Annotated in this window: 13 protein-coding genes; 5 read left to right on the top strand and 8 right to left on the bottom strand. The window is 40.9% G+C overall.

From position 1 onward, the window contains the following. Nucleotides 1-81 precede the first annotated feature (81 nt). Nucleotides 82-909, bottom strand: coding sequence for a thioredoxin fold domain-containing protein (locus L3V77_RS02545; protein ID WP_275135589.1), 828 nt, complete (start codon nt 907-909; stop codon nt 82-84). Nucleotides 910-938: 29 nt separating this feature from the next. Further along, entirely contained in the window at nt 939-1,832 is an 894-nt protein-coding gene (gene xerD / locus L3V77_RS02540; protein ID WP_275135588.1) for a site-specific tyrosine recombinase XerD, read from the bottom strand. 150 nt (nt 1,833-1,982) lie between these two features. Between xerD and fldB the strand changes: the two genes are divergently transcribed. Next, the gene (gene fldB / locus L3V77_RS02535; protein ID WP_275135587.1) at nt 1,983-2,501 is read left to right on the top strand and encodes a flavodoxin FldB; all 519 of its coding nucleotides are present in this window, start codon (nt 1,983-1,985) and stop codon (nt 2,499-2,501) included. Nucleotides 2,502-2,655: 154 nt separating this feature from the next. On the opposite strand, the gene brnQ is transcribed toward fldB, so the two are convergent. Continuing rightward, entirely contained in the window at nt 2,656-3,969 is a 1,314-nt protein-coding gene (gene brnQ, locus L3V77_RS02530) for a branched-chain amino acid transport system II carrier protein (protein WP_275135586.1), read from the bottom strand. 291 nt (nt 3,970-4,260) lie between these two features. On the opposite strand from brnQ, the gene L3V77_RS02525 reads away from it, so the two are divergent. Then, nucleotides 4,261-4,980: a tRNA1(Val) (adenine(37)-N6)-methyltransferase gene (locus L3V77_RS02525; RefSeq protein WP_275135585.1), complete on the top strand. Its 720-nt coding sequence runs from the start codon at nt 4,261-4,263 to the stop codon at nt 4,978-4,980. 80 nt (nt 4,981-5,060) lie between these two features. Then, entirely contained in the window at nt 5,061-6,293 is a 1,233-nt protein-coding gene (gene srmB, locus L3V77_RS02520; protein WP_275135584.1) for an ATP-dependent RNA helicase SrmB, read from the top strand. Between the two features lie 89 nt (nt 6,294-6,382). Here srmB and yaaA read toward each other — a convergent pair whose 3' ends face one another. Both yaaA and L3V77_RS02510 read right to left on the bottom strand, forming a co-directional pair. Beyond that, the gene (gene yaaA / locus L3V77_RS02515; RefSeq protein WP_275135583.1) at nt 6,383-7,159 is read right to left on the bottom strand and encodes a peroxide stress protein YaaA; all 777 of its coding nucleotides are present in this window, start codon (nt 7,157-7,159) and stop codon (nt 6,383-6,385) included. Between the two features lie 116 nt (nt 7,160-7,275). Then, the gene (locus tag L3V77_RS02510) at nt 7,276-8,694 is read right to left on the bottom strand and encodes a sodium:alanine symporter family protein (protein WP_275135582.1); all 1,419 of its coding nucleotides are present in this window, start codon (nt 8,692-8,694) and stop codon (nt 7,276-7,278) included. Nucleotides 8,695-8,972: 278 nt separating this feature from the next. Here L3V77_RS02510 and L3V77_RS02505 point away from each other — a divergent pair, with 278 nt between their 5' ends. Next, nucleotides 8,973-9,161 carry a DUF3545 family protein gene (locus L3V77_RS02505; protein WP_275135581.1) on the top strand — a complete coding sequence of 63 codons (189 nt, stop codon included), beginning with the start codon at nt 8,973-8,975 and terminating at the stop codon, nt 9,159-9,161. An 87-nt stretch (nt 9,162-9,248) separates the two neighbouring features. Here L3V77_RS02505 and L3V77_RS02500 read toward each other — a convergent pair whose 3' ends face one another. The 3 genes from L3V77_RS02500 to nfo all read right to left on the bottom strand — a co-directional run bounded on the left by L3V77_RS02500 (nt 9,249) and on the right by nfo (nt 11,826). Then, nucleotides 9,249-9,794: a hemerythrin domain-containing protein gene (locus tag L3V77_RS02500; protein WP_275135580.1), complete on the bottom strand. Its 546-nt coding sequence runs from the start codon at nt 9,792-9,794 to the stop codon at nt 9,249-9,251. Between the two features lie 139 nt (nt 9,795-9,933). Then, on the bottom strand, nt 9,934-10,611 hold the full coding sequence (gene ung, locus L3V77_RS02495) for a uracil-DNA glycosylase (protein WP_275135579.1): 678 nt from the start codon (nt 10,609-10,611) through the stop codon (nt 9,934-9,936). Nucleotides 10,612-10,968: 357 nt separating this feature from the next. Beyond that, nucleotides 10,969-11,826: a deoxyribonuclease IV gene (gene nfo / locus L3V77_RS02490; RefSeq protein ID WP_275135578.1), complete on the bottom strand. Its 858-nt coding sequence runs from the start codon at nt 11,824-11,826 to the stop codon at nt 10,969-10,971. A 342-nt stretch (nt 11,827-12,168) separates the two neighbouring features. On the opposite strand from nfo, the gene grcA reads away from it, so the two are divergent. Beyond that, nucleotides 12,169-12,546, top strand: a complete 378-nt coding sequence (grcA, locus tag L3V77_RS02485; protein ID WP_275135577.1) for an autonomous glycyl radical cofactor GrcA — start codon at nt 12,169-12,171, stop codon at nt 12,544-12,546. Nucleotides 12,547-12,752: the final 206 nt, after the last annotated feature.

The raw sequence follows: 12,752 nt of genomic DNA, 5'->3' as shown, positions 1-12,752 counted from the left end.
TCTCTAAAGCTCCCTTATATGCAAAAAGGAGGAATTAGAGAGAAAATTAATGACTATCCGATTTTCATATGATCATCGTATTTATTGTGCCATCTCTTGCTCAATGCGTTGGAACATACCGGCTGGTGGCATATATCCAGCCAACAATTTACCATTCGGTAGAAAGACTGCAGGCGTGCCACTGATACCTAAATCACGACCCAATGCATATTGCTCCATGATCTTTTGTCCACACTGTTTTATATCCGCGGTTCCTGCTTTGAAAGGTTGTCCCGATTTAGAGAGTGTCATCGCTTTAGCTGGATCTTCTGCACACCATACATTGGCCATTTCTTGAGCCACTTTACCTGTTGGACCTTGGCGAGGGTAAGCAAGGTAACGAACCGTAATACCTAAATCATTGTAGTCTTTCATCTGACGATGCAATCGCACACAGTATGCACACGTTGTATCGGTAAATACGGTAATCACATATTTTTCATTTTCAGCCGGATAAACAATCATGTCTTCTGTGTATTGTTCTATCTTTTCTGCATTAAGTGGCGCTTGTCGCTCGGCAAGCACATCAACATATTCACCATTATCACCAAGTGCATACAAGGTACCCGCAATAAATTGATCACCCTGTGCATTAGAGAAAACCAACCCGCTCGATGTATCAACTTCATATAGACCATCGATGCTTGCAGGTGCAATAGAAACAATACTCACCCCCATCGCTTCAAATCGACGCCTTAATTTGGCTTCATCGAACTGACTTCCAGCCTCAGCAGCGCTGTCTACGGTTTCTTGAATAGGGGTCGTCACTTCAGCGGTACTTGTTGTATCCGAAGCATTTGTATCCGCGGCATCACATGCCGCAACGAGAAATGGAGTAGCTAAAATCAATATATTGCGTAACACGCTCATTAATAACACCTTTTAAAAATATTACTTATTTATGCTCTAGGATGATGCTGCGAATGGATTTGTTTTAACCTTTCCGTGGCAACATGAGTATAAATTTGCGTTGTTGATAAGTCACTATGTCCTAATAACATTTGCACTACACGGAGATCTGCCCCGTTGTTAAGCAAATGTGTAGCAAATGCGTGTCTTAATACATGGGGTGATAGCAGGTCTGTATCTATTCCCGCGATCACTGAATAGTGTTTAATTCGATGCCAAAACGTCTGTCTTGTCATCTGTTTGGCTCTTTTACTAGGAAAAACCACATCCGAACTCTTTTCATCCAATAGAATAGACCGTCCGTCCTGCAAAAAGTTTTCAATCCAATCGACTGCATTTTCTCCCATAGGAACCAAACGTTCTTTATTGCCTTTGCCTATAACACGAACGACACCTTGACGCAGACTCATATTCTCCATTGTTAAACTAACCAGTTCAGTCACTCGTAACCCAGTCGCATAGAGAAGCTCTAACATCGCTTTATCTCTTAGTTCCAAAGGGTCATTAGGGTCTGGTGCATCTAACAAAGACTCAACCTGTTGTTCAGAAAGGTCTTTAGGTAATCGCTTTGGCAACTTAGGGCTAATTAACAATGCACTAGGATCATCAATTCGCACTTTTTCTCTATACGCATACTGAAATAAACGGCGAATCGCTGACAGCATTCTCGCTTTAGACGTCTGCTTGTAGTTTTTGTCTGTTAACCACGCCTGATAATCTTGTAAATCAGAAATAGTAATGGTAGTAAACATTAAGCTATTGTCTTCCATCCACTTAATCAGCTTAAAAAGATCATTTCTATATGAAGACAGGGTATTTTCAGAAAGCCCTTTTTCCATCCATAATGCATCGAGGAACTGTTCTACAAAAGCTTGGTCATTCATCTTTTATCATCACTCAAACACTGGCCTTCAGAGTAATTCAGCAAAAGCTAAATTACTAGAATTTTATCAAAACAGAAACTAAGGACTGCAATCATACCTTGTTTATAGGTAAAATCCTTAGCAATGACCTAATATGCGAATCTATCTAACATGAAAATTGGACTCTTCTACGGATCAACCACCTGCTATACAGAAATGGCAGCGGAAAAAATACGTGCCATTATTGGAGAAGAACTTGTCGACATTCACAACGTCAAAGAGACATCATTAAGTGTAATGAACGATTATGATCTATTGATTCTGGGCATTTCAACATGGGATTTTGGTGAAATACAAGAAGATTGGAGCGCGATTTGGCAAGAAATCGCAGGGGTTTCATTGAAGAACAAGCACGTCGCGCTGTTTGGATTGGGTGATCAAGAAGGTTATGGCGAATGGTTTTTGGACGCTATGGGCCTACTTCATGATGAGCTAATACCAACAGGTGCACAATTTCTTGGATATTGGTCTACGGATGGCTACACATTTGAGGCATCAAAAGCCCTTACTGAAGATGGCACATTGTTTGTAGGATTAGCACTCGATGAAGATTCTCAGTACGAACATAGTGATGTACGTATTGCGAATTGGTGTGAACAAATCCTCACTGAATACCAAGAAACACTTTAAACCTCTAGTATTCAATAGATAGCGGTGCATAAGCTTGGTTTGCTTGGCATAGGCAACCTTCCCTTCACCGAGATAATACTGCTGGCTATAAACAACAATGCCCCTGCGTCAACCGCGGGGGCATTGTATTAAGAGACGGCTTTTTAGTAAAAAACTAAGCCGCTTCTTCCACCAGAGACTTCTGTTTCTTCCGACCAACAAATAGCATGGCAATCAATGCTAACCCTGTCGGTAGCAACCAACCCATACCATATTCAAATAATGGTAAGAACGTAAATACCGAAACATCCACCCCAGCAATCTTCGCGGCATCTATTACTGCAAATAACAGCGAAACGGTAATAACACTTCGATAGGCTAATTGTGGGTCTGGTAAACGCTTTCTAAAGAACGTTAACGCGACCAACGCAATCGCCACCGGATATAGCGCAAATAACACAGGCACTGATAGTGATATAAGTTGAGCTAAGCCAATATTTGCTACCGTAGCGCATATAACGCCGATAATGATGACCCAAGCCTTGTACGTGATCGGAGTTAACGTACTAAAGAAATCAGAACAGGCTGATACTAGCCCTATAGCCGTGGTTAAACATGCCAGTAACACGATAGTCGATAGGACAAATTGACCAGACGAACCGAATAGTGATTGCACATATTGACTAAGAATAATCCCACCATTATCCGCGCCTTCTACCACACCACCACTTGTTGCACCTAAATAGAATAGTGAGATATACACAAATGCTAGCCCTAACGCAGCAATAATTGCTGCAATAGTTAAGTATTTTGTCGTCGCGGCTTTGTCCGTAATGCCTTTGCTGCGCAATGAATCTACTATTAACATACCAAACATCAACGCACCGAAGGTATCCATGGTGTTATAACCTTCAAGAAATCCTTTGATCAAAGGTTGAGAGATATAATCACCTTGAGCAGCCAAAATAGTGCCCTGAGGATTTACAAATACAGCAATCGCAAGAACAACGAGTGTGACAAATAGCGCGGGAGTTAAAAACTTACCAATCACATCAATAAGCTTGCCTTGAAACCAAGAAAAAAACATAGCAACGGAGAAAAATAAGATCGAGAACAGTGTGAGATCAAGTTGCACCGCATTAGCAATGAAAGGTTTAATTGCCATTTCATAGGCAACAAGGCCGGTACGTGGCGCCGCAAATGCAGGACCAATGATGACAAAGATTAAAACCGCCATTATTGTTGCCGCTCGTTTGGGGAGATCTTTAGTCAGTGACTCCCACGTGCCTCCGGCAACAGCTATTGCTATGATAGTTATTAAAGGTAGCCCTACAGCCGTTAGCAGAAAACCAATCATGGCTAAAAACGCATTATCACCAGCAAGTTGCCCTGCCAAAGGAGGAAAAATGATATTTCCCGCCCCTAAGAAAAAGGCAAAGAGCATAAATCCTACAGCAATAATATCCGTTAATTTTAAGTTCTGACTCATAGGTCAACCTTATAATAATATTTCATAAATTCAACAACAGCCAGAACATCTGACTTTTTAAGGTTGGTGATAATGAAGAAAAAGAGAAAAACAATCAATAAGGTTAGAAAAAACGGAATTTAACTTCACAATATGAACATAAAGGCAGTTTTATTGACCAGTAATATAGAAAAACCTAGCTTATACGACTCGAATAACGAACGATTTGCACTACAGAATATAGTTAATAACTTCATTCAGTTAATTCAAACTAGTTATAAACTCCGCATATAATAGTGAATACAGAAGATAATGACAGAATCAAAAAAAAGAACAAAAGACTTTAAATTCAAAAGGTTCAACATTTATGGTGGATTCTCTGGCATGCCTGTAAGTACTGATGGTGTACTGTTGGGTGCTTGGATTGACTCAGATCAAAGCAATGCTATTTTAGACATAGGCACAGGAACTGGCTTACTTACACTAATGTGTGCTCAACGCTTTCCACATGCACAAATGTCGGCGATTGAAATAGACTTAGAGGCCTATGATGCTGCTAAAATCAATTTTCAGCATTCAGGCTGGGGTGATCAAATTAATCTTATTCATGGTGATATTTTACAATGGGAAGCCGTAGATCCATTCGACACGATTATTTGTAATCCACCTTACTTCACTGATGGTGAACAATCTCATTCACCCCATAGAGCGACCGCACGACATACCGATTCTTTATCACACTCCCAACTATTGGTTGTGTGTGAAAAGCGACTAACACCAGATGGAAAAGCGAACTTTATTCTCCCGCAAGTTGAGGGCATGGCGTTTATCTCTGCCGCGAAATCTTTGGGGTGGTCGGTTTCTCGGTTATGCCAAGTTGCACCAACGGATACCAAGCCAGTCAGTCGTTTGTTAATAGAACTAAGCCTAAAAGAACACAAAACCGAACCATCAAAATTGGTCATTCATCAAGCAGGGCAATACTCGGCAGACTTTATTGCTCTAACGAAAGATTTTTATTTGAAGATGTAAGATATAATGATGTTGATATAACCATTATTCCTCTATAATGCGCGACCGAACTTTTAACTACTGCTTGTGGAGATCCTACTGTGATCAATAATTTTTCTGACCTTGAGCTTGATGAAAACCTTGTTGAAGCTATTACCGAACTGGGTTTTGAGCGCCCGACTCAAATTCAGGCTGAGGCGATCCCACTAGCATTAGATGGCCGAGATATTCTTGCTTCTGCACCCACAGGAACAGGGAAAACCGCTGCTTTTGTTCTGCCTGCTTTGCAATTTTTGCAGGATTTCCCTCGCAGAAGAGCTGGACCTGCTCGCGTTCTTATTTTAACGCCAACAAGAGAGTTGGCAATGCAGGTTGCCGATCAAGCTCGTGCACTAGCAAAAAATACCAATCTGAAAATCATTACGATTACAGGTGGTGTAATGTATCAAGATCACGCTGATATTTTGGCAAAAACACAAGATATTGTCGTAGCAACACCGGGTCGATTGATGGAATACATCGATGGTGAAAAATTTGATTGCCGTGCTATCGAATGGTTGATTCTTGATGAAGCGGATCGAATGTTAGATATGGGCTTTGCACCTGTTGTCGACCGTCTTGCGGGCGAATGCCGATGGAGAAAGCAAACGCTGCTTTTCTCTGCGACGTTAGAAGGCAAAGGGGTGGAAGGCTTTACTGCCGATCTTCTAAAGGAACCAGCAGAAATTGAAGCGGATCCTTCTCGACGTGAGCGTAAAAAGATAACCCAGTGGTATCATCGTGCCGACACACTAAAACACAAAAACGACCTGTTAAAGCATATCCTTAAAGAACAGGCTGATCGGTCTATCATATTTGTAAAAACCCGAGATCGTCTAGCGGATGTAAGATCATTGCTAGAAAGTGCACAGATACCATGTAGCTGGATCCAAGGTGAGATGCAACAAGATCGCCGTAACAATGCAATTCGTCGTTTTCGCGAAGGCGAGGTGAACGTACTCATCGCGACGGATGTTGCCGCTCGTGGTATCGACCTTCCAGATGTGTCCCATGTAATTAACTATGATCTACCGCGTACTGCCGATGTTTATATACACCGCATTGGTCGTACTGCTCGTGCTGGTAAAAAAGGTAACGCGATATCTTTGATCGAAGCACACGACCAATCAATGATGGCTCGTATCGCTCGTTATATCCAAGATGATGTGAAAGAGCGTTTTGTAAAAGATATGCGCCCAACGCATAAAAAGCCAAATGTTGGCAAGAAGAAGAAAGTAAAAGCGAAAACCGCAGCGCCAGTGAAAAAGAAGAAGAAAAATAAAAAGAAAAAATAGTCTCACTAAATAAACTATTTAATTACTCTATGTATAAAAAGCGTCATATCCATACTCTGGAAATGACGCTTTTTTATTCGATTAATTTTCTAATTCTGCTCTTCTCTCTTAAATACCAACTCTGTCGCTGAGGACTCTTCTTCTACAAAATAATAACCCGCCACATCAAACTGAGTTAATGCCTCAATTGAGGAGGTACGGTTATCTATGATATAGCGAGTCATCATGCCACGAGCTCTCTTGGCAAAAAAGCTGATCACTTTATACTGGCCGTTCTTGCAATCTTTGAATATTGGCGTAACAACAGTGCCATCAATCTGTTTGGTTTTCACTGACTTAAAATATTCATTAGACGCAAGATTAATCAGAACATTGTCGCCCTGTTCGTTTAAAGCATGATTAAGCTTATCGGTAATCACACTCCCCCAGAATTGATACAGATTTGAACCGCGTTCATTCGCTAACTTGCTACCCATTTCTAGGCGATATGGTTGCATAAGATCTAACGGTCTTAATACCCCATAAAGACCCGATAACATACGCAAATGAGATTGTGCGTAATCAAAATCATCTTCACTCATCGTTTGGGCATCTAAACCCGTGTAAACATCGCCTTTGAAGGCCAAGATAGCTTGACGAGCACTCTCTGGTGTAAAGGTTTCATTCCACTGTTCGAATCTCGCCACATTTAAGCCAGCGATCTTATCGCTTACCTTCATCAAGGTAGAAATATCCAAAGGCGTTAGCTTCCGGCACTCTTTGATGAGTAATTTAGCGTGATCAATCAGTTCTGGTTGAGTATATTTTTCAATAGCTAACGGGGATTCATAATCCAGTGTCTTAGCTGGTGAAACAACAATGAGCATAATTTTTCTTCCCTGGTGATTCTATTTGTTATGCGACTAGATTATAGAAAAAATCACGCCCAGTCAGCACGGCTTTTTCTATTTATTTAATCGTTCCTAGCAATGAATGGTTTTGGTCAATCTTCCCAAACATCTTTTTCCAGTTGAGCCATTAACTCTGGAAACTCATTCGGTTTAAATTTGGGCACTCGTCCCATAATTAATTGGCGGTTATAATCTTTGGCAAGTTTAATCACAATACCAGACAGCAACATTATCGCCATCAAGTTAACGATAGACATCATCCCCATAGAAACACTGGCCAGAGCCCATATCGTTGGCAATGCTTCGACCGATCCATACATCACCATGCACAACACCAATACACGCAAAACCATACTGCTTGTTTTATGATTATGCTCTAGAAAAGTCAGATTCGTTTCTGCATAGGAATAGTTTGCAATGATGGAAGTAAAAGCAAAAAGAAAAATGGCAATGGCAATGAATGAACTACCCCATTCGCCTACCTGAGAACTCAACGCCCTTTGAGTCAGTTCGATGCCAGTCACTGATCCGTGAAGTTCGTATTCACCAGACACAAGAATAATCGCTACAGTGGCAGTACATATCACTATCGTATCGAGAAATACGCCAAGCATCTGTACATAGCCTTGGGATGCGGGATGCGGAGGATATGGCGTTGCCGTTGCGGCGGCATTAGGCGCTGAGCCCATACCAGCTTCATTTGAAAACAAGCCTCTCTCTACCCCATTAATGACAGCTTGAGAAATCGAATACCCTACACCACCAGCCACAGCTTCCTGAACCCCAAAGGCACTCTTAACAATGAGAAACAGCGCCCCTGGCACCTTATCTACGTTTAAGACAACCACGACGGCCGCCAACGCTAAATAAGCAAGAGCCATCAAGGGCACGACGATTTCTGCGGTACGCGCAACCTTGCGAATACCACCAAAGATAACGAATGCCGATAGGGTTACAACGAATACACCGACGGACAGTGAATCCCAGCCGAAGGCGGTTTCCATTGCACTTGCGATAGCGTTGGCTTGAACAGCATTAAATACCAAACCAAAGGTAATGATTAAAAACACAGAGAAAAGCGCGCCTAACCAGCGCATCCCTAATCCTTTCTCCATATAGTAAGCTGGACCACCACGAAAATTACCGTCGTCATCTCGGGTTTTATAAAGCTGTGCCAAGGTGCTTTCAGCAAAAGAGGTCGCCATACCTAGCATACCAATCAACCACATCCAGAATATAGCTCCCGGTCCACCAGCCGTCAACGCAATCGCCACACCAGCCATATTACCGGTTCCTACTCGAGCGGCTAAGCTAGTACACAAAGCTTGAAATGAAGAAATACCTGAACCTTCAACGGTTCGGCTATTTCTAAGTACTTTAAATGTGTGAGTGAAATGCCGAAACTGAATAAAACCTAATTTAACAGTAAAGAAAACCCCAACACCGACGAGTATATAGACAAGTATCGATCCCCATAAAAGATCATTAAGTAAACGGATAGTTTCTGCCACAAGGTCCTCTCCGTGGATGATGGCGAATAGAATATTTTACCTACAACATTCTGGTTGAACTCATTCAGAAGTCAACTTACAAAACCAGAACTCGGGAGGAAGGCGCTAACTGATTAATTTTTAAACAGTTCAACCATATAAAACTGTGAATTAAGGTAGATTTTCTAATAAAAGCTTCATCAAAGGGTAACAAATGAGAAACACATCATAGTTATTCTTACCGCACTTATGGTACTTAAAAGACTCCGTTAGGAGTACATTAAATAAGAGAGGTCAACATGGAAGGCTTTCTACTAGATGACATTATGGAATCGGACTCTAACCCAACTCGTTCTGGCCGTGCCAAGCCAGCGAAGCGCCGATGGCGTGAAATAGAAGCAATAAAAGATCGTCAACGCCTGCAAAGAGAGTTGATGGAATTAGATGTTTGTAATAGCTATGGTTTAAAAGAGAACGATCATTATTAAATACCAATTAAAATACAGAAACAGGCACTTAAGTACCTGTTTCTAAACCTACAGATGGTAATGGTTTTTCATACTAAACCGTCATTCTTACTCGGCTTTTACTTGCCTGACACGTTCAGCAAGCTGCTTATATTGGTCAGCAATAGTATTACCAAAGACAGGGTCATCATCGCTATGATCCCAGCGACTTTCCACTTCCTGCCAATCTTCTGTCGTGAAGGTACTTTTTATCAGCGGTAGTATCTCTTTTTCTTCAATATCTAAATGACGCTTCTGGTTTTGTATAAAGCTTTCTAACTGATCCAGAAAGACATCCTGAGGTACCACAGCATCTTGAAGAATCATATCCACAATTATTATAAAATCTTGAGTTTTCTCAGACAACTTTTGGTGCTCAAGTTCCAAATTTTTAATTCCAGAATTTGCTGGATACTTTTCAACATAATAACGATAAAGTATATCTTCTTTTGGATGATGTACTGTTTCAGAATGGCTAGATAGGTAATCAACAATTTCTTTGATCAAACTGTAATTAATTGGTTTCTCATCCTTCAGTGCATTCCATTTGCTCCTAAGAATAGCTAACAAGCGTACCATATACCCGTGTTCGCGGTGGATTTGCTCCATCATCATTGCTTGCTTCTCCTTTTTAATTAACCTGAACTCAGGTTAGTTATATCCATACCCGTAATAAGTGTATATAAAGAATGGGAAGCGTGCTTTGATAGCGGTCGAAATTCAACCAATTAATTACAGGCTACCAATATGCATATCAATCAAAGTTAGGTTGCCAGTCAATCGGTTTTCGACCTGTATCAACCAGAATTTTATTGGTTAAAGAGAAGTGCTTACACCCCAAAAAACCACGATGAGCCGATAATGGTGAGGGATGCGGAGCATTCAAAACATGGTGCTTATTACGGTCAATAACTTTGCCCTTTTTCTGAGCGTGTGCCCCCCACAATAAGAAAACAACGTCTTGGCACTCCGTATCAATCACGGAAATTATCTTATCTGTAAACACCTCCCAACCCGCTTTGGAGTGAGAGTGCGCTTTACCTTGCTCCACAGTTAGCACGGTATTAAGCAACAAGACACCTTGTTTAGCCCAACTTTGGAGGAAGCCATGTTTGGGTATTTCAAAGCTAGCAATATCTTGCGCTAATTCTTTATAGATATTGACGAGCGACGGAGGTGTCTTAACATCAGGTAAAACAGAAAAACAAAGACCATGAGCTTGATTCGGACCGTGGTAAGGATCTTGCCCTATAATCACGACTTTTATATCGCTAATTTCGGTCAGAAAAAAAGCATTAAAAACATCCGCATCTGACGGATAAATAACTTTGCCAGCCTCTCGTTCAGACTGAACAAATGCTAAGGTTTGTCTGAAGTAGTCTTTCTTTTGTTCTTGTTCAATCACATCGTTCCAAGCCAATCTATCGCTCATGTTTGCACTCCTTTAAAACAAGAAGTGAATAATATACACCTAAAAGAGAAACAGAAAGCGAGGTTCTTTGAACCGATGACCCTCACTTCCATGGGGACGACTAAATTCGAGTGTGATCAAGCGTGTCTTTGAGGTGTTCTAAAATGGCCTCTACCTTGTACATGACGGTATGGCACTGGGGTTCTAGGTCGGCTGTGTAACAAAGATGAAAAACGCATATTGGCATCCTATTGTGGCTAGTTGTGGCTAGGTTTGTATAGCAAACGGTCTAAAGATCATTTACTTAATCTAGCTATGAAAGAAGGATGCCAACTTTTTATTTTATTGTTAACTCGTCATTCAACGCCTCAATTTAACTTACTGTTGCATCTCTAAATGACGGAGAGCTTGAATTTCATCTCCCCATATCTCAGGTTCAATTGTCTCTAAAATCAAAGGTATAGAATCAAATCGGCTATCTTGAGCTATATATTCAAAGCAATCCCAACCAATTTTCCCTTTACCTAAAGAATGATGGCGATCGACATGACTATCAAAATCTACTTTTGAATCATTTAGATGCATCGCTCTTAAATAGTGCATACCAACGACACTATCAAATTCAGCAAACGTTTTTTCGCATGCTTCTTTCGTACGCAGATCATACCCAGCAGTAAAAGTGTGGCAGGTATCAAGGCAAACCCCCACCCGTTCTTTATCCTCCACTTGATCAATTATTTCAGCAAGATGTTCAAATCGCCAACCTAGGTTCGTTCCCTGCCCTGCTGTATTCTCAATAACAGCCACAACATCTGGTACAGCTTGGTGGGCAAGGTTAATCGACTCTGCAATTGCCGCTAAGCACGCCTGTTCTGAGATTTGTTTCAAATGGCTCCCAGGATGAAAATTGAGCAAATGCAAACCAAGTTGCTGGCATCTTTCCATCTCATCGATAAATGCGGCGCGCGACTTTTCTAACTTCTCTGGCTCTGGTGCGCCAAGGTTAATCAGATAGGAATCGTGAGGAAGTATTTTTTCCGGTCCAAAACCTAATTCGAGACAGTTCTTTTTGAACTGATTAATACTCTCTTCTGTTAGGGGTTTAGCCACCCATTGCCTCTGATTTTTAGTAAACAGGGCAAAAGCATTTGCGCCAATCTCTTTCGCTCTAATTGGTGCATTCTCTACTCCACCCGAAGCAGATACATGCGCACCAATAAATTTTTTACTCACCATTAGAACTCTTTCTTTCATTTGTTAGTTTTTAACGACGTTATAGTAATAAGGTCAACAATACAAACACTCAAATTGTTAATTTAGTTAAGCAATACGGTTAGTAGTATGATATCAAAATGTAGTCAATTTACTACAATACGTAAGTGACAAAATTATCATATAGAACAACATTTTACGGGAAAACACTGAAACTAAAGGGTTCTTGACCTACATCAATAAAATTAGCACAAAAAAAACAAGGTTTTTAGTTGTATTTTGACCTAAATCAATATTATTATGGCTTCAACAAGTTATCGAAATATGCTAATTAATTTAATCACGTAAGTGAACTAGGAGAAGTTTATGATCCAAGGTATTCAAATCACTAAAGCAGCAAACGATGAGCTACTAAACTCTATCTGGCTACTAGACTCAGAAAAAAACGAAGCTCGTTGCATAGCAGCGGTTTCTGGCTTTGAAGCTGACCAAGTTGTTTCAGCCTCTGCTTTGGGTCAATTCGAGAGCCGTGAAGTTGCAGTAGAAACAGCACCACTTGTTGAAGGTGGCCAACACCTTAACGTTAATGTTCTTAAGCGTGAAACGTTAGAAGATGCTATCAAGAATCCTGAGAAGTACCCTCAGCTAACGATTCGTGTATCTGGTTACGCTGTACGTTTTAACTCGCTGACTCCAGAGCAGCAAGCAGACGTTGTTGCGCGTACTTTTACAGAAACTATGTAAACATCGTCGTTATAGACCGATAACGAAGCCATAGGATAATGAAATATATCCTGTGGCTTTTTTTTTAATAATCTACAAAAGTTCACATTTTGGGCAGTATTGTTCCTTATTGTAGCGAACTTGGTACTCTCATTTGCCTTGGTCGGCCCTCCGCCTCTAAAAGCACCTTATCCTACGGTACACTGGAGTTGGATTGAAAACAGCTG

It is taken from the genome of Vibrio sp. DW001, assembly GCF_029016285.1.
In the GTDB taxonomy this organism is placed as follows: domain Bacteria; phylum Pseudomonadota; class Gammaproteobacteria; order Enterobacterales; family Vibrionaceae; genus Vibrio.
The sequence above is the reverse complement of the archived record's forward strand: the minus strand, read 5'-3'. Positions and strand labels throughout refer to the sequence as shown.